The sequence below is a fragment of the Acinetobacter higginsii genome (assembly GCF_000369525.1).
GTDB classification, from domain to species: Bacteria; Pseudomonadota; Gammaproteobacteria; order Pseudomonadales; family Moraxellaceae; genus Acinetobacter; species Acinetobacter higginsii.
Genome location: NZ_KB850072.1, coordinates 98,482 through 117,218, shown reverse-complemented (window position 1 = coordinate 117,218; position 18,737 = coordinate 98,482). Strand labels below are relative to the sequence as shown.

Annotated in this window: 10 protein-coding genes; 3 read left to right on the top strand and 7 right to left on the bottom strand. The window is 40.0% G+C overall.

The window, feature by feature from the left end:
• Positions 1-84 precede the first annotated feature (84 nt).
• The 5 genes from groL to F902_RS06515 form a co-directional block, all read right to left on the bottom strand.
• Positions 85-1,719, bottom strand: coding sequence for a chaperonin GroEL (groL, locus tag F902_RS06535; RefSeq protein ID WP_005202097.1), 1,635 nt, complete (start codon positions 1,717-1,719; stop codon positions 85-87).
• 59 nt (positions 1,720-1,778) lie between these two features.
• On the bottom strand, positions 1,779-2,069 hold the full coding sequence (locus F902_RS06530) for a co-chaperone GroES (RefSeq protein WP_004652030.1): 291 nt from the start codon (positions 2,067-2,069) through the stop codon (positions 1,779-1,781).
• A gap of 236 nt (positions 2,070-2,305) precedes the next feature.
• Positions 2,306-8,578 carry an Ig-like domain-containing protein gene (locus tag F902_RS06525; RefSeq protein ID WP_005202095.1) on the bottom strand — a complete coding sequence of 2,091 codons (6,273 nt, stop codon included), beginning with the start codon at positions 8,576-8,578 and terminating at the stop codon, positions 2,306-2,308.
• A gap of 363 nt (positions 8,579-8,941) precedes the next feature.
• Entirely contained in the window at positions 8,942-9,700 is a 759-nt protein-coding gene (locus F902_RS06520; protein ID WP_005202091.1) for a metallophosphoesterase family protein, read from the bottom strand.
• The gene (locus F902_RS06515) at positions 9,681-10,619 is read right to left on the bottom strand and encodes a diacylglycerol/lipid kinase family protein (protein ID WP_005202089.1); all 939 of its coding nucleotides are present in this window, start codon (positions 10,617-10,619) and stop codon (positions 9,681-9,683) included. Before F902_RS06515 ends, F902_RS06520 begins: the two co-directional genes overlap by 20 nt.
• Positions 10,620-11,016: 397 nt before the next feature.
• On the opposite strand from F902_RS06515, the gene F902_RS06510 reads away from it, so the two are divergent.
• From F902_RS06510 to F902_RS06500, 3 genes are all read left to right on the top strand, one after another.
• Positions 11,017-12,846: a phosphoenolpyruvate carboxykinase (GTP) gene (locus F902_RS06510; RefSeq protein ID WP_005202087.1), complete on the top strand. Its 1,830-nt coding sequence runs from the start codon at positions 11,017-11,019 to the stop codon at positions 12,844-12,846.
• 193 nt (positions 12,847-13,039) lie between these two features.
• Positions 13,040-13,747: a hypothetical protein gene (locus tag F902_RS06505; protein WP_005202085.1), complete on the top strand. Its 708-nt coding sequence runs from the start codon at positions 13,040-13,042 to the stop codon at positions 13,745-13,747.
• A 174-nt stretch (positions 13,748-13,921) separates the two neighbouring features.
• Positions 13,922-16,102, top strand: a complete 2,181-nt coding sequence (locus F902_RS06500; RefSeq protein ID WP_005202084.1) for a TonB-dependent siderophore receptor — start codon at positions 13,922-13,924, stop codon at positions 16,100-16,102.
• 53 nt (positions 16,103-16,155) lie between these two features.
• On the opposite strand, the gene glpD is transcribed toward F902_RS06500, so the two are convergent.
• On the bottom strand, positions 16,156-17,676 hold the full coding sequence (gene glpD, locus F902_RS06495) for a glycerol-3-phosphate dehydrogenase (RefSeq protein WP_005202081.1): 1,521 nt from the start codon (positions 17,674-17,676) through the stop codon (positions 16,156-16,158).
• Positions 17,677-17,937: 261 nt separating this feature from the next.
• Positions 17,938-18,696, bottom strand: a complete 759-nt coding sequence (locus tag F902_RS06490) for a DeoR family transcriptional regulator (protein ID WP_005202080.1) — start codon at positions 18,694-18,696, stop codon at positions 17,938-17,940.
• Positions 18,697-18,737: the final 41 nt, after the last annotated feature.

Below are 18,737 nucleotides of genomic sequence, written 5' to 3'. Positions count from 1 at the left end.
TATGTGAGTAATACTGTGAGTAATCATTCTGATTTAATTTAAATAAAATATAAATTTCAATCAGTTATGATTTAATTGAGCGGTTTACATCATGCCGCCCATACCACCCATACCGCCCATATCTGGAGCAGCAGGTTTATCTTCTGGGATATCAGTAATCATACATTCTGTGGTCAACATCAAACCAGCAACAGAAGCTGCGTGTTCAAGTGCAGAACGCGTTACTTTAGCAGGGTCAAGAATACCCATCTCTAACATATCGCCATATTCGCCAGTTGCAGCGTTGTAACCAAAGTTACCTTCACCCGCTTTAACTGCATTGATTACAACTGAAGGCTCATCACCAGCGTTTGAAACGATTTGACGAAGTGGCGCTTCAATCGCACGACGTAAAATGTTGATACCTGCAGTTTGATCTTCATTCGCGCCTTTTAAGCCATCTAATACGTTTACAGCACGTACCAGTGCAACACCACCACCTGCAACAACACCTTCTTCTACTGCTGCACGAGTTGCGTGAAGTGCATCGTCAACACGATCTTTTTTCTCTTTCATTTCAACTTCAGTTGCCGCACCAATTTTGATGACTGCAACACCGCCAGCTAATTTAGCAACGCGTTCTTGAAGTTTTTCTTTGTCGTATTCAGAAGTAGATTCTTCGATTTGCGCACGGATCTGTTGAACACGTTCAGCGATTTGTGCAGCATTACCAGCACCATCAACAATCACAGTGTTTTCTTTAGAAACAGTGATTTTGTGTGCAGTACCTAAATCTTGAAGAGAAGCTTGCTCTAAAGACATGCCTACTTCTTCAGAAATGACAGTTGCGCCAGTCAAGATCGCGATGTCTTGAAGCATTGCTTTACGACGGTCACCAAAACCAGGGGCTTTAACCGCACATACTTTGATAATACCGCGCATGTTGTTTACAACAAGTGTTGCAAGTGCTTCGCCTTCAACATCTTCAGCGATGATAAGAAGTGGTTTACCAGTTTTAGCAACAGCTTCTAATACAGCGATCAATTCACGGATATTGCCGATTTTTTTATCAACAAGAAGGATGAACGGATTTTCAAGTTCAGCAGTTAAGGTATCTTGCTTGTTCGCGAAGTATGGAGAGATATAACCACGGTCGAACTGCATACCTTCTACAACGTCTAATGCGTCTTCAAAGCCAGAACCTTCTTCTACAGTAATAACACCTTCTTTACCAACTTTTTCCATCGCTTGAGCGATAAGTTTACCAACAGTCGTATCAGAGTTCGCAGAGATTGAACCTACTTGTTCAATTGCTTTGAAATCATCTGCAGGTTTTGCATTGGTACGGATATTTTCAACGACAGTTTTCACTGCGATGTCGATACCACGTTTTAAATCCATTGGGTTCATACCTGCAGTTACAGATTTGATCCCTTCATTTAAGATTGCTTGAGCAAGTACAGTTGCCGTTGTGGTACCGTCACCCGCGATGTCATTTGTTTTAGAAGAAACTTCGCGAACAAGTTGAGCACCCATGTTTTCAAACTTGTCTTTTAATGAAATTTCTTTCGCAACTGTTACACCATCTTTAGTGATGTGCGGTGCACCGAAAGAACGGTCAATCACAACGTTACGGCCTTTAGGACCTAAAGTTACTTTTACTGCATCTGCAAGTACGTTTACGCCTGCAATCATTTTTGAGCGAGCTGAATCACCAAATTTTACGTCTTTAGCTGACATGTGAAACTCCGAATCTTTTTTAAATACTGTATCTGATTAATTTGTGAGTTATGTATCGATTAGCCTTCAAGTACAGCTAAGATATCTGACTCTTTCATGATCAAGAGCTCTTCACCGCTTACTTTTACTGTTGTACCAGCATAAGTACCGAACAATACTTTATCGCCAACTTTAACGTCTAAAGCGCGAACGCCATTGTCAGTGATTTGACCATTACCTACTGCAATTACTTCACCTTGAGAAGGTTTTTCAGCAGCAGAACCTGGAAGTAAAATACCACCAGCCGTTTTAGTTTCTTCTTCTACGCGACGAATAACAACACGATCATGTAATGGACGAATGTTGCTCATAGTTAACTCCATCAGACTTAGTCTTTTTGATTAATTCGTATCGCCAATTCATGGCAATACATAAAATTTTGATATGCCACTTTTGTGGGGTTAAAAAAAATAGCTTCAAGGGGTGAATAAAAAAAAACTCGACTTTTTTAGTATTTTTTCTTCAAACTGATTTTGATTGAACAAATTGTCTACAACCAAGAAAAAGAGCTGTCATTGACAGCTCTTGGATTTTCATAAAAAGATGTTTAAAAAATAATTTGATGGTTGCCCAATAATTCACTCAATGTTGTGTTGACATTGTTGAGTAACACTAACTGAACACCGCTCTCAGCAGAGGCTTCACCATCTCGATCTATACTCACGATGGTATTCTCGCCCTCTTGCTTGACATGAATGAATTTTTCCAGAGATGCAACTGAGCCATCTCCAGCATAATCCGTCAATAATTGACTGAGATCAATCTTATCTGCTTGCAAATCTGTCCAGACATTACCGACATGAAAATCTTGCCAGCGATCAACAAGTCCATCACTATAATTCAATATGTTATAAATCACAGTATCCGAACCAGCACCTCCAATATAGGTATCGTGACCACCACGACCATCCAAAATATTGTTCCCAGCATTTCCGGTAAGGACATTATTCAATCCATTACCTGTGGCATTGATATTTGCACTACCAACTAGCTCAAGATCTTCAATATAACGCCCACTTTCTAAATGTCTTTCTATACTTTCTGGGTCATTTACCCAGTCATAATTCCCCATCAGGCTATAACTTACAGAACTCAAAACTTTATCATGCCCACCAAAGTCTATATCTCTGTAACCAGATTCGATTAGTTGATTTTCCCAATAACCACTTTCAACCCACGAATATTCCTCATGCCTTTCAATCCAAACATTTTCATAATGACCTTCAAGCCACTGATCTTCGTAAGAATCACCAACCCAAATTTGTTCAGAATACAGATTGCTAACCCATTCTTGCTCAATCTCAGGTCCATTAAGGGCATAACCGTCCTGCCATAATCCTAATTCGGAGTCAAAATACTGATTTACATAAGCATCATATGAACCATCATCAGTATAGTAACGCTTCCCGTCCTGATCACTATAGTAATCACGGTAGCGCCATTCCCCATTGTCAAACCAAATTTCCTCATAATGGCCTTCTATTAAAACTGGTTCATAATGGCCTTCTATCCATTGCTTTTCATAATATCCATCAAACCACTGAGATACATAATGGCTATCATCTACCCACACTTCTTTATAATTTTCATAATGCTCAATACGATATTCTTGGATAAAATCAGAACCATGATCTACTTGATAAATATTATCGGTCTGATCTCCTCTAAATTGATCTACCTTAATCTGGGGAATCTCTGTTGGTTTAATTATTACCGTAGCACTTTGGTTTCCCGCACTATCAATTACAGTCACAGCCAATGAGGTTGCTTTATTATTCATATAGACTTCAAATATTCCCTCCTTTTTCACAATAACTGTATTGGTATAAGACGGCTGACCATCAAAATTATAAGTTATTTCAACTAAGGCCTTAGGTTCTGCATGACCGATGAGATAACCAGATTGATTGACTGCAAATTGCGTTGCCGCAGCTGGTGCGACAGTATCGACTGGCGTAATAACTTCGGTATAGTTACTTTGATAGCCATTTTGTTCTACAACAACCCGTAGTACCTCACCCGTCGCTTGAGAACGATTTAATTCAATATTAAAATGTCCCCATTTATCGACAACGATATCACCAACAAGAAAACCTTGAGCATTTACAACTTTTAAGTAGCTATCGGGTACAGCATCTCCTGATATAAAGAAACCATTGTCAGACATAACGATATTTTCAGCTGGGCTGGGCGCATTACTATCGGCATTAAAAATAATGTGAACTGGCGTGCTGACATTTTTTGCTAAATCCGTTGCTGTAATAAATAACTGCTCACCGCGTAAAACTGGTGGATAAATACTTAAATTGAAATGCCCCGTTTCATCTGTGTTGAACTCTGCACGAACATCACCATCAGCATCAATGACTTTGATTGTAGCTTTTGGTTCAGATTGTCCACTAATTCCATCACCATTTTCAGTAATAACCACCTCACTGAGCAGTGGCTCAATATTATCCAAAGGTGCAATAACTTCAGTGATTGGGCCATATAGATTGTTCGTTGGGTCTAAGGCACGGACATATAATGTCTGTCCTTGTAAATAGTAGCTATTAAGCTGTACATTAAACGTACCATCTTCATTAACAACTAAATTCCACCAATTACTATCCACGCGCTCGCCAACAGCATTACTCACAATAATTTGCTGGCCAGCAACTGCCTGACCAGATAAATTATGTCCTTCTATATCAAGCAATAAATCTGTCACAGCTTGCGGGGTATTGAGTAATACAGGCAAAACTTTTTGTACAACATCACTGCGATTTCCTGCAGGATCTCTCACCACAAAACTTAAGGTTTGTGTTTGATATTGACTATAGTTGATCCAGTGAGAAAAAGAGCCATTGTAGGCCACAGTCGTTGTGATCAAATTTCCATATTGATCAATAATATCAACTCTTGCATTTGATTCAGCCAGACCAGAAATCCATCCTGCTTCATTTATAGTGATATTTTCAGCAGCGAGAGGTGCAACTTCATCCAATGGCGCAACAATCGTTACTTTTTCACTCACATTGCCTGCACGATCAGTGACTGTGACCGTTAACGTCTGCGCGTTTAAATAAAATTGATTCAAATAAACAGTAAATGTGCCATCAGTATATGCCGTACTGCTCCATCTACTGACTAGATTATTATTCTCATCATAAACTTGAATGATGCTATTAGGTTCAGCGATACCCGTTAAAATAGAGCTATCGCTGCCCTCCGTTAATTTAAGATTCTTAGCCGCATCTGGTGGAGTTGAGTCTTTTATGGCTTCAAGTGAAAGGGCTTCACTTTGATTTCCAGCTCGATCAAAAACAATAAAACTTAATTGTTGTCCTTTTAAATAGACATTATCAAACCAACCTGAAACCTTACCATCACTCCCCGCAGAACCGCGTCCAACTTCATTGTGGTTTGCATCATAAATTTTAATTGTACTATTGGCTTCTGCTATTGCTGTAAAACGACGTCCATCTTGATCAAACTTAACTGATTGAATGGGGTTAGGATTAATATCATCTATAGGCGCAACAATGCTGGTTTTTTCACTGACATTTCCTGCACGGTCAATCACAGTTACAGTTAATATTTGGCCTTTTAAATAATATTGATTTAGATAGACAGCAAATGTTCCATCCGCATTAACCGTATTATTCCATGAATAAACTAACTGACTATTTTCATCATAGATCAAGATCGTGGCATTTGCTTCTGCCATACCCGTTAGAATCGATCCATTATGACTTTCAGCCAGAAGAAGATTTGTCGCTGCCTCTGGTGGTGTATTATCATTTAGTGCATAAGCAGTAACGGCTTCACTCTGGTTGTCTGCCCGATCAAAAACAATAAAACTTAATTGTTGCCCCTTTAAATAAACATAATTTAATTGACCTGAAACTTTACCTTCACTATCGGCATAACCACGCCCAATTTCGTTATGATTTACATCATAGATTCTAACTATGCTATTGGCTTCTGCTATTGCAGTAAAACGACGACCGTCCTCATTGAACTCAATCGATTGAATGGGTTCAGGCTTAATGTTATCTAAAGGTGCAACAATGGCTACCTTTTCACTCACATTTCCCGCGCGGTCAGTTACTGTTACCGTTAAAGTCTGCTCTTTTAAATAATATTGACTAAAATCTATAGCAAATGTGCCATCAGAATTAACTGTCGTGTCCCATGGATAAACCAAACTATTATTTTGATCATACACTTGGATTGTGGCATCAGGTTCTGCGGTGCCTGTTAAGATTGAACCAGATCCTCCCTCTACAAGCTTAAGCTTGGTCGCAACTTCTGGAGCTACTGTATCCACGACAACTTTTTCAATTGCAGTTTCTACAATATTCCCCGCAATGTCTGTTCCAACAACCTTAAATAAATAAGTACCATCAGCTAAATTAACTTGTTTAACAGTCGTTTCTGCCCAGGTTTTCCCACCATCTTTAGAAACTTCATAGCGATTATTAAGCGTGGCTTCTTTATTAATTACAATTGGATTTAATGCCTGTAAATCAAAGCTATTATCTTGGGTAATTCGATCAAAAGGTGAACTCCCAGTGTCATTTAAATTAACTATTTTTAAAGTACCTGCAGCTGGTGCGATCGTATCTATCGTCACGATAGGAGACAATACTTCACTGCTATTCCCCGCTTGATCCGTCACAATGGCTTTAAATTGATAAACTCCATCTGACAAATCTTTTTGTGCGACAACGGTCTCAGTCCACTCACCGCCATTTTTAGACATTTGGTAGGTAACTACTGTTCCCTGTTCCTGTCCGTTAAGATTCAAATTAAAGGTCTGATCGTTGGTGATGTAATCCGTCGCTGAAACACCTGTATCGGTAAAATCTATAAATGATAAAACACCAGTCTGCGGTGGCGTTTTATCAACAGTCACAAGCGGAGACAACACTTCACTGCTATTCCCCGCCGGATCCGTCACAATGGCTTTAAATTGATAAACTCCATCTGACAAATCTTTTTGTGCGACAACGGTCTCAGTCCACTCACCGCCATTTTTAGACACTTGATAGCTAACTACTGTTCCTTGTTCCTGCCCTTTAAGGCTCAAATTAAAGGTCTGATCATTGGTGATGTAATCCGTCGCTGAAACACCTGTATCGGTAAAATCAGTAAATGATAAAACACCAGTCTGCGGTGGCGTTTTATCAACAGTCACAAGCGGAGACAACACTTCACTGCTATTCCCCGCCGGATCCGTCACAATGGCTTTAAATTGATAAACTCCATCTGACAAATCTTTTTGTGCGACAACGGTCTCAGTCCACTCACCGCCATTTTTAGACACTTGATAGCTAACTACTGTTCCTTGTTCCTGCCCTTTAAGGCTCAAATTAAAGGTCTGATCATTGGTGATGTAATCCGTCGCTGAAACACCTGTATCGGTAAAATCAGTAAATGATAAAACACCAGTCTGCGGTGGCGTTTTATCAACAGTCACAAGCGGAGACAACACTTCACTGCTATTCCCCGCCGGATCCGTCACAATGGCTTTAAATTGATAAACTCCATCTGACAAATCTTTTTGTGTGGCAACAGTCTCATTCCACTCACCGCCATTTTTAGACACTTGGTAGTTAACTACTGTTCCTTGTTCCTGCCCCGTCAAGCGCAGATCAAACGTATTATTTTGTGTAATATAGTCCGTATCCGAATAACCACTATCAACAAAATGTGTAAAAGCCAGATGCCCTGCAACAGGTGCGGTTGTATCAGGGGCTGTGATCAGAGTAGCTGTACTTTCATTGCCAACTTGATCTTTAGCAGTTACATAAAGCTGTTCGCCATTGGTCAAAGCATGAACTAAAGTCAGACTAAATTTACCATCAGCTCCCACTATCGTTTCCGCTAACGCTTTACCAGTTACATCTTTCACAATAACCATACTGCCAATTTCAGCTTGGCCAGTTATGGTTTTTCCATCCTGTTGCTCAGTGAAACTACCTTGAGGTGAAACAGGTGCGGTTGTATCAGGTGCCGTGATCCGAGTAGCCGTACTTTCATTGCCAGCTTGATCTTTAGCAGTCATATCAAGCTGTTCACCATTGGTCAAAGCATGAACCAAAGTCAGACTAAATTTACCATCAGCTCCCACTATCGTTTCCGCCAACACTTTACCAGTTACATCTTTCACAATAACCATACTGCCAATTTCAGCTTGACCTATTATGGTTTTTCCATCCTGTTGTGCAGTAAAACTACCTTGAGGTGATACAGGCGCTGTGGTATCAGGGGCTGGATCATTTTTTTTACTGCCATTACCCCCACCACCACTGGCAGCAGCGATTGCACCGACACCTGCCACACTTCCAGTAATCCATGCCCAACTCGGGATGCTCCCTACTGTGCTAGAAGCTGTCGTTGCAATTGCATGGCTAGTCTCAACTGAACGATCAGTTGCAATCGCATTCGGGATCTCAGATAAGGGACGAACAACTGAGCTGTCTGAAGCCAAAACATCGGGCGGAACACCATCTAAGACTAAATAATCGGAAATCGGCTGCTCTTCAACTTTAGTGTCGACAATTGCAGCCCATAAACTTTCTCCATCCTGTAACGGAAGCTGCAAAGTATCCTGTACAAAGAATCCTTCTAGAATAACTTTTGTACCATCAACTAGATGCACAATTGCATCATTACCGATACGTGTAATTGAAGAGATTTGATCAACGTTAACCCCAGATTTTGCAAGCAAAGCTTGATTTAAAAGGATTGGTTTTGTTTGTCCTGCTATTCCGATCTCAGATGTGGCAGCTGCTTTATGATTATTTTTATCCAGTAAAAATACACGTTTCATTTTGACCCCTAACTGCCTACTGAAATCGCAAAAATGTTCAATATTTTATTTGCGATTTGCATATATTATTAAAAAGCAAATCTTAGCAAAACTTAGGCAGTTACAACATATTACAAACTAAAAATTAAAAAGAAAAACTCAGCAGTTTTCAAAGTAATTTATATTTTTTAAGAAAGAATAAGCTCAATTATAAAATGTGTTTTTTATTTTAAAATCCAAACTAACTCATTGATGGATAAAATATTAATCAAAATTTTAGTCGTTAAACACATTTCAATTACCGCCGAACAAAACAAGTAAGGCTAAATTTATATAACCTATAACCATCATCTACTTAAGCACACAAGAATCTTTATAACTGGTTTATTTCAATGTGTGAAAGTTACCCAAGCTCTCATCAAACCAATAATGCTCAATCTTGCCATTATCCGAAATTACATTAAAACTATTGGTTAATCCAAAGCGTAATCGGTTTGAAGTCGCTGTGCCTGCATGGATATCTAAAATTGGATGATCAAATCCCAACTGAAAAATTTGATTTAAATCATGCACAGCAACTTTATGTAAATGTCCGTGCAATAAACCAAACAACCCTGTCTCTCCCCAGCGTTCTAAAGCAATTTTCCCTAGCACAGGACAATCTTTATCACCATGCTCATTTGGAAAGGTATAAAAAGGCTGATGGAAAACCACCAGTTTTATTTTATTCGCTGGCGCATGATTTAACTTTTCATAGGTTTCATGAATTTGATCCAGTGAAATATGTCCCCGCGTATGATATCGCCGACGAATACTGTTCATCCCAACAATATAAAAATGCTCCGTTTCCAGTGTTGTTTCCAAACGACCAAAGAATGCTTGATAACGAACAAAAGGAGAAAAGAAACGGTTCCATACATGATAAAGCGGAATATCGTGATTGCCTGGTACCACCAGATAAGGAAGATCGAGCGCATCTAGAAATTGTCGACATGCATAAAACTGCTTAAAGCGCGCGCGTTGTGTCAGATCACCACTCACGATCACAGCTTCAGGACGATGTTGCTGGCAAAATTGCTTGATTGCTTCAATACAGACGTCACGTTCCGTTCCAAAATGTAGATCAGACAGGTGTAATAACATTCGGAACCATCACTTTTAACGCGGATTTTTTCACTGAAAATTTTAATGGGGTGTCCATCACCATAAGCTCTCCATCTATTGCCACCGTTAATTTTGGCTTTTTACAATTAACCAGTATATGTTCGGCACAAAATGAATACACATCAGAAGCTTGATCAATTTTACCCTGAACCAATTTCCATAACATTTTCATTAAGCTGAAACGATCACTTTTGGCAACAACAACCCCTGCTAACTTTCCATTAGCAGCACATTCTGCAATTCTTAATTTCATATCACTCAGTTGCAGTTGATTATTACCAAAAAAAACTAAAGGGGTTGCAACAGGATAGCTCTGTTCATCAATGGTCACCGCAAGTTTTAAGGATTTATGTTCACGCAGTAATACATCCAAACCCGATGTATAGGCATTTAGCGGAAAACGTCCAAGTCGCTGATTGTATAGTTCACGCTTTTTTATAAATAAAGGATACAACCCTAAACTCGCATTATTGAGATAAATTTGATCATTGATTGAAGCAACGTGCACTGCTTGTATCCTACCCGTTGCAATCACTTCTGCCGCTTGCGCAACATCAATCGGGATATTCAACGCCCGTGCAACATAATTAAACGTACCCAGCGGTATGATCCCCATCGGAATATCTGTATGGATTAACTGTTTTGCAACCGCATTTAAAGTTCCATCTCCCCCAGCCGCAACCACAACGCCACGTAATTCAGTCTGTTGATGCCTAGCCAAAACAGTTCTCATCATGTCATCAAAATTAACCTGCTGATTTAATTCAAAAACCTGAATTTCAAACCCATATTGTGTCCAATATGTCATAAGACGCTCATATTCATCATCTTGCTGCGCAGCATGGAAACCTGATTTTTGATTATAAATAATAGATAAAGGCTGTAAATTTCGACTCATTCGCATCAACCTTGGGGCTTTTGATAAGCCTATTTTTGTTTACAAAATCAACAAATAAAAGCAAGTTTATGTAAATTTTGAATGAACATTATTCATATAATCAATAACAATTCTCAAAAAATTAAAAATAAATTAAAATACTGATTAAAAAAGAAATTTATAAAAAAAATATTACATATAAAAAAACAAAATAATAAAACATAGAATAATAAAATTATTAAAAAACAATATTATAATCACAAACCAACATTTCCCACCTTACACACCTACCTATTCTTTAGTCTTATATTTTTTATGATTTTATGCTTTAATACAGCCACTTTTTTTACTTCATCTGTCTCACTGCCATCCAGTGGATAGAATTTGTACGTCGTACACACTTTAAAAAGGCATCACCATGACCCAAGTGAACGCACCAGAATTCGTTCGTCACCCTAAGCTGATTGCATGGGTGGAAGAAATTGCAAAATTGACCAAACCAGCAAAAATCGAATGGTGTGACGGTAGCGAAGAAGAATATCAACGTCTCATGGACTTGATGATCGCTAACGGCACCATGCAGAAACTCAACCAAGAAAAACATCCTGGTTCTTATCTTGCAAATTCTGATCCTTCTGACGTTGCTCGTGTTGAAGACCGTACTTATATCTGCTCGCAAAATGAAGAAGATGCTGGCGCAACAAACAACTGGGTTGCTCCTGCAGAAATGCGCGAAAAATTAAATGGATTATTTGACGGTGCAATGGAAGGCCGTACCATGTATGTGGTTCCCTTCTCGATGGGTCCTTTAGGAAGCCACATTGCTCACATCGGTATCGAGTTAACAGATTCACCTTACGTTGCAGTCAGCATGACTAAAATGGCACGTATGGGTAAAGCAGTTTATGACGTGTTAGGTACAGATGGTGAGTTTATCCCATGCGTACACACTGTTGCTGCACCATTAAAAGATGGTCAAAAAGACGTTGCTTGGCCATGTAACAACGAAAAATATATCGTTCACTATCCAGAAACGCGTGAAATCTGGTCTTACGGTTCTGGCTACGGCGGTAATGCATTGCTTGGTAAAAAATGCCTAGCATTACGTATTGCTTCTGCAATGGGTCGCGAGCAAGGCTGGTTAGCTGAACACATGCTAATTCTAGGTGTAACTAACCCACAAGGTGAAAAACACTACATCGCAGCAGCATTCCCTTCTGCATGTGGTAAAACCAACTTTGCAATGTTAATTCCACCAGCAGGTTATGAAGGCTGGAAGATTGAAACTGTAGGTGACGATATTGCTTGGATCAAACCAGGTGAAGATGGTCGCTTATATGCAATCAATCCAGAAGCTGGTTTCTTCGGTGTTGCACCTGGTACAAATACCAAAACCAACCCGAACTGCATCGCAACCATGCATAAAGATGTGATTTATACCAACGTTGCTGTAACCAAAGATGGCGAAGTATGGTGGGAAGGTCTTACTAAAGAAGTTCCAGCTGACCTAATCACTTGGAAAGGCCAACCATACGTTGAAGGTGAAAAAGCAGCACATCCAAACTCACGTTTTACTGTTTCTGCGGGTCAATGCCCTTCGATTGACGCTGACTGGGAAAATCCAGCAGGCGTACCAATCTCTGCATTCATCTTCGGTGGTCGTCGTGCAGATACCGTGCCTTTAGTTTCTGAAGCATTTGACTGGGTTGATGGCGTTTATAAAGCAGCAACGATGGGTTCTGAAACAACTGCAGCAGCGGTAGGCCAACAAGGTATCGTTCGTCGTGACCCATTCGCAATGCTTCCATTTGCGGGTTATAACATGGCTGATTACTTCGGTCACTGGTTAGACATGGGCAAAAAAGTAGGCGCGAAAGCTGAAGCAGCTGGTAATAAATTACCAAAAATCTTCAACGTAAACTGGTTCCGTCGTGATGCTGAAGGCAATTTCGTATGGCCTGGTTTCGGTCAAAACATGCGTGTTCTTGAATGGATCATTGATCGTTGTGAAGGCCGCGCTGAAGCGACTGAAACACCGATTGGCCTTGTTCCAACTTATGAACAATTGAACTGGACAGGTATCGATTTCTCTAAAGAGCAATTCAACACTGTTACAGCTCAAGATAAAGATCAATGGATCAAAGAACTTGAAAGCCACACTGAGTTATTCACTAAACTTGGTGCTCGCTTACCTCAAGCACTTAAAGATCGTCAAAATGAATTATTAGCAGCTGTTAAATCTGCTTAATCATAATTGACATAAAAAGGTCGCTACGGCGGCCTTTTTTGTCATCTTAAGCTGCAAAACTATAATAAACTAACAGCCTCAAAAGTAATTTTCATCCATCGAAGATGAATAAATTAAGACGTTAATGTGCCAGCAAAAGTCAGTTAAAAAATATAAAGATATCCGTATTTTATCTATTTAAACAGGAAAAGTTATGCAACAAGAGATTACAACTGCACAAGATTTTTTAAAATTACTCCCAGACTCAGACACCGTCTTTACAAGCAAAGACGCCTTTCTCGCAAAGCATTTACTCCCCCTCATTTCGATTGACCTTGCCCAGATCAATCCTGAATGGCACGGTTGGATTCATTTAGTCAATCCAATTGAGCCTTATGAGTGCTACATCGGCTCAGAGACTGCTGAGTTTTATAATGAATTTGCGCATGAAAATTGGTTTATTTTACAGTTGGATGAGCAGTCTCAATATCATTGGCTGGCTGATCAACACTATTTTATTTTAGAAAATAAAAGCCATCCTTCATACACTGAGGTTTTGACTCACAGTCAAGAAATGCATGAAGACTTTAAACAGGTTAAACAACGCTTCTTAGAACAAAAAAGAGTGATTAGCACATCTGATGTCAATTATCAAAATGACAAGCCCACCATTTTACTCAATCAACTGGGTGGTGATGCTGAATATGGCAACTGGTGCTACCCGATTGAAGAACAACTTAAATTGGAAAATATGGAACAAGATGACCATTGTTTTGTACACATCTTTGACCAACAGCAACGACGTTATTATTTTATTGCCTCCGCATCTGGTTGGGAGTATTGCAATCATGGTGCCGACAATATCTTGATGTTTTACCAACCCGAAACTCGACGTGTCCTATTTACATTTGACTGGACATAACCAATCACAGGTCGCTACAGCGGCCTTTTTTAATGCCCGATTTTCGAAAATTCCTATCAATCCTCCACCCCACGCTAGGTATTCCCATTAAGCTTTGGACGAAATAAATTGCAAAGTTAACGAATATTAACAATAATTGTAATAATAATATTTCTCATTTACACGGTTGTAGACATGAGTTCTTCCTTGCTGTTCAAACGCACTCCCCTTTTTTTAGCAATCTCCACATTAGTCAGTATCAGCTCATATAGCCATGCACTTGAGGAAGGATCACAACAACTCCCAACTATCAAAGTTCAAGCCTCGCAAGATAGCAATGCCAGTGAACAAACCAAAGCATATACCATTAAAAATAGTTCAAGCGCCACCAAACTCGATATTGAAGCCAAAGAGATCCCTCAGACCATCAATGTGGTGACACGGCAACAAATTGAAGATTTCGGCCTGACCAGTTCCAGAGATGTGCTCAACAATACCCCTGGTGTGACTGTAAATTCGCTAGAAACTGAGCGCTCGGTGTATATGGCACGTGGTTTTGAAATCTCAAATATTCTAGTCGATGGTGTCGGCTTCCCTTCAAGCGAATGGAATTATAACGACACCAATCCAGACAGCTATTTCTATGACCGCATCGAAGTCATTAAAGGTGCAGATGCACTGACCAATGCTTTTGGTGATCCAAGCGCAACCATTAACTACATCCGTAAACGCCCAACTAAAGAGTTCCAAGCCAATGCAGGTCTAAGCTATGGTTCGTGGGATACTCAACGTTATGAAGCAGATGCTTCAGGCAGCCTCGTATCAGATGGTCGTCTCCGCGGCCGTGTTTCTGGTTTTCAACAAACAGGCGACTCAAACTTAGACCGCTATAGTTCTGAGAAAAATGGTATTGCAGGAATTTTAGAAGCTGATCTTGGAGACAATACCTTACTGACCATTGGTGCCAGCCAAGAAAAAAATAAACCCAATGCCAATAACTGGGGTGCGTTACCGTTGATGGATTCTACGGGTAAACAAATCAGCTATGATCGCTCCTATAACCCTAATCCAGATTGGACCTATTGGGACAATACTTCGCGTAATGCATTTTTTGAGTTAAAACAAAAATTATCAGAAACTTGGTCTGCCAATCTAAGCTACAACTACAATGAGAAGGATCGTGACAGCCGACTGTTATATTATTATGGCTATCCGACCGCAAATGGCGCTGATGTCGATCTTACCGCTAAAGGCTTTCATGAAAAAAATAAACAACACAGTGTTGACCTCAACCTAAATGGAAAGTTTGAATTATTTGGTCAGCAACATGAAGCGATTGTTGGCTATAGCTTTACCCAGAGCAAACAAAATGATGCTCAAATTGTGGGTGATATTCAAGACAGCAATATTGCAACATGTGTGCGCGGTACAAGTCCAAACACCTATAATGCCCAATGCACAACAAACTGGGCAAGTTGGACACCAAACAATGTATCTTGGGGTGCATTTGCAGAAACAGCCGACTATACACAACGCAATCAATCGCTTTATGCAGCAACTCGCCTACACTTCAATGACGATTTAAAATTAACCCTCGGTGCAAATTACGTTCAAGCCAAGAGTGAAGGTACGAGTTATGATGCACCAATGGCCTATGATGAAAGTAAAGTTTCGCCTTATGCAGGCCTTACTTATAACTTTACACCTGAATATACCGGTTATATGAGCTATACCTCAATTTTCCGCCCACAAACCTCGGTTGACCAAGCAACGGGCAAAGTTGCAGATCCAATCGAAGGTAAAAGCTATGAGGTCGGCTTTAAGAGTTCTTGGTTAGACAATAAGCTTACCGGGACACTGGCCGTGTTTAGAACCGAAGAAAACAACTACCCACTTCGTTCAACGGATAACCCTTCAATCAATCGCAAAGTTGAAATTAGCGATTTACGCTCGCAAGGTGTAGAAGTTGGCTTGGCTGGACAATTAACCGATCAGGTCAATATTTCACTCGGTTATACCCAGTTTAGCCTGCAAGATCTAAAGAATGGCGGTGCTGCAAGAACATATAATCCAACACAAAGCTTTAATCTTTTAACAACCTATTCCCCTACTCAGCTACCAAAGTTAAAAGTTGGTGCAGGTCTAAAATGGCAAAGTAAAATCACCCGTTTTGATCCAAGTTTTAATACCTATCTCAAACAAAGTGATTATGCCTTGCTGAATTTGATGGCAAGCTATGACCTTAGTCCAAATTTCAGTATTCAGGCCAATGCCAATAACGTAACGGATAAAAAATATTTAAACAGCTTTACCGATGGACAAGCCTTCTACGGAGCACCTGCAAATTACACCATTGCATTCCGCTTCAAATACTAATGAAGACCAATAAAAAAGCCCCTTATTCAAAGGGGCTTTTTTATTGAGAACTTTTAAGCAGCAACCGTGCTATTTGGTTTATTTGCTAAATATACATCTAAGTTTTCGATTTCACTTGGTGCAAAATTGAGACCAAGCTTTGAACGTCTCCACAGAATATCTTGGCTGGTCGTTACCCACTCAAAGCGGCATAAATAATCCACTTCTTTCGCATACAAACCTTGACCAAAATGTTGACCTAACTGCTCAATCGAAGTTGCTTCACCCAAGATATTCCAAATACGTGAACCATAAGCAGATGCCCAACGTTTTGCCAAAGACTCAGATGCATCAGTGATTTGTGCACGAATCTCTTTCGCCAACTGTTCAGCTGATGCCATATTTTCACCACCCGGCAAAGCCTCAGTTGCTGTCCAACTGCCTTTCATTTCTGGGAAAAATGCTTTGAGCTGCTGCATTGCAGATTCTGCTAACTTACGATACGTGGTTAACTTACCACCAAAGACCGAAAGTAAAGGTGCCTGATCTTCTGCTTCTTGCGATAAAGCCAAAGTATAATCACGGGTAATTGCAGATGGATTGTCTGATTCATCATCACACAATGGACGTACACCAGCAAAAGTCGAAATAATATCGGCTTGGGTTAACTGATTTTTGAAGTGTGCATTACTGACTTCAATCAAGTAATCAATTTCTTCTTGGGTGATTTTTACTTGTGCAGGATCACCTTGATATTCACGATCCGTAGTTCCAATCATGGTGTATTGGTCTAAGTACGGGATTGCGAACACAATACGACGGTCATCATTCTGCATGATAAAGGCTTTATCGCCTTCATACAGCTTCGGCACAATGATATGACTGCCTTGAATCAAACGAATACCATACGGCGATTTAAGCTGCAAATCTTGCTTAATAAATTGTGCCACCCAAGGGCCAGCCGCATTCACTAAAGCCTTTGCCTTAATCTGGAATTGACCTTTTTCATTTTCCAAATCAACAATCCAGTATTGCCCTTCACGTTGTGCTGATAAACAACGTGTACGTGTGACAATGTCCGCACCTTTTTCTCGGGCATGCATGGCGTTCAACACCACCAAACGAGAATCATCAACTGCACAGTCTGAATATTCAAAACCACGAGTAATTGCAGCATTTAAAGGGCTGTCTTCTTTAAAATAAACGTTATTCGAACCCAATAACTTTTCACGTTTACCCAAGTGATCGTAAAAGAATAAACCTGTACGAATCAACCACGCTGGGCGTAAGTGTGGACGATGCGGCATGATAAAACGCATTGGACGGATAATGTGTGGTGCTTTTGCCAACAATACTTCACGTTCAGCCAGCGCTTCGCGTACCAAGCGAAACTCTTTGTGTTCAAGGTAACGTAAACCACCATGGATCAATTTACTGCTTGCAGAAGAGGTATGGCTGGCCAAATCATCTTTTTCACAGAGAAATACTGATAGACCACGACCTGAAGCATCTGCTGCAATACCAACACCGTTGATACCACCACCAATGACAGCAAGGTCATAAATTTTGTCGTTTGACTGAGGAGAAGTTTGCATAAGCCACCGCAAATTTTCATTATTGTTCAATAACGAACATTTAAACATGTAAAATGAAAACAAACAATAAAAAAACGTCAAAAAAATGCCAATTTATAGACATTTTTAGATAAATGGTCAAAATTGAAAATGAATCGATTAAAAAGTGGATCTTCTGGCAATACAAAGACTGCTCATGGTTACAGCATTATTCTTATTTAAATATTCTTGAGCCAAATAATCTCAACTCAAGAAAAGTAACAATTTTTCGAAAATGAAGATTTACTGGGCAACGATCAAGCCAACATCTAAATCTCGAATGGTTTTCATAAACTCATCATTCGGCTGTTGATCGGTAAAAATACAATCAACTTGCTTAAGTGAACCTAAACGGATCATCGCATTACGACCAAACTTACTGCTATCCGCAGCAAGAAACACTTGTCGGGCACTCGAAACAATCTCTTGAGATACGCACACTTCTTGGAAGTCAAAATCCAGTAAAGTCCCGTCTTCTTCGATACCACTGATGCCTACCAGTGCATAGTCTGCCTTAAACTGCTTAAAGAAATCCGCAGTCGCCTGACCAATCACGCCACCATCTGGACGCACACGCCCACTGGCAATCAACACCTCAAAGTCTTCTTTGGTACTCAGAATTTTGGCAACATTGAGGTTATTGGTAATAATCCGCAAACCAGTATGGTTCAATAACGCATGCGCGATTGCTTCAGTTGTAGTCCCAATATTAATAAACAAAGAAGCATGATCTGGAACGGCTGCAGCAACTGCGGCTGCAATCAGTCTCTTTTCTTCCAACATATAGCCGACACGCATCGTATATTCAGTGTTTTCCACACTTGAATCATGCGCTGCACCACCGTGATAACGTCTCAGCAAGCCCTCATCCGCCAATTGATTAATATCACGACGGATGGTTTGCGGGGTGACATCAAAATGTTGAGCAAGTTCTTCAATACTGATATAGCCACGCTCTCTCACTAGTTCGAGGGTTTTTTGTTGGCGTAGTATCAAGCTCATGCTCATCCATCCTGTGTTGTTTTAAGTCATACTAAACGGTC

What these genes read in the sequence shown, in the direction of transcription:
- groL (WP_005202097.1), bottom strand. Translation starts at nt 1,719, where the DNA reads ATGTCAGCTAAAGACGTAAAATTTGGTGATTCAGCTCGCTCAAAAATG.
- F902_RS06530 (WP_004652030.1), bottom strand. Translation starts at nt 2,069, where the DNA reads ATGAGCAACATTCGTCCATTACATGATCGTGTTGTTATTCGTCGCGTA.
- F902_RS06525 (WP_005202095.1), bottom strand. Translation starts at nt 8,578, where the DNA reads ATGAAACGTGTATTTTTACTGGATAAAAATAATCATAAAGCAGCTGCC.
- F902_RS06520 (WP_005202091.1), bottom strand. Translation starts at nt 9,700, where the DNA reads ATGTTATTACACCTGTCTGATCTACATTTTGGAACGGAACGTGACGTC.
- F902_RS06515 (WP_005202089.1), bottom strand. Translation starts at nt 10,619, where the DNA reads ATGAGTCGAAATTTACAGCCTTTATCTATTATTTATAATCAAAAATCA.
- F902_RS06510 (WP_005202087.1), top strand. Translation starts at nt 11,017, where the DNA reads ATGACCCAAGTGAACGCACCAGAATTCGTTCGTCACCCTAAGCTGATT.
- F902_RS06505 (WP_005202085.1), top strand. Translation starts at nt 13,040, where the DNA reads ATGCAACAAGAGATTACAACTGCACAAGATTTTTTAAAATTACTCCCA.
- F902_RS06500 (WP_005202084.1), top strand. Translation starts at nt 13,922, where the DNA reads ATGAGTTCTTCCTTGCTGTTCAAACGCACTCCCCTTTTTTTAGCAATC.
- glpD (WP_005202081.1), bottom strand. Translation starts at nt 17,676, where the DNA reads ATGCAAACTTCTCCTCAGTCAAACGACAAAATTTATGACCTTGCTGTC.
- F902_RS06490 (WP_005202080.1), bottom strand. Translation starts at nt 18,696, where the DNA reads ATGAGCTTGATACTACGCCAACAAAAAACCCTCGAACTAGTGAGAGAG.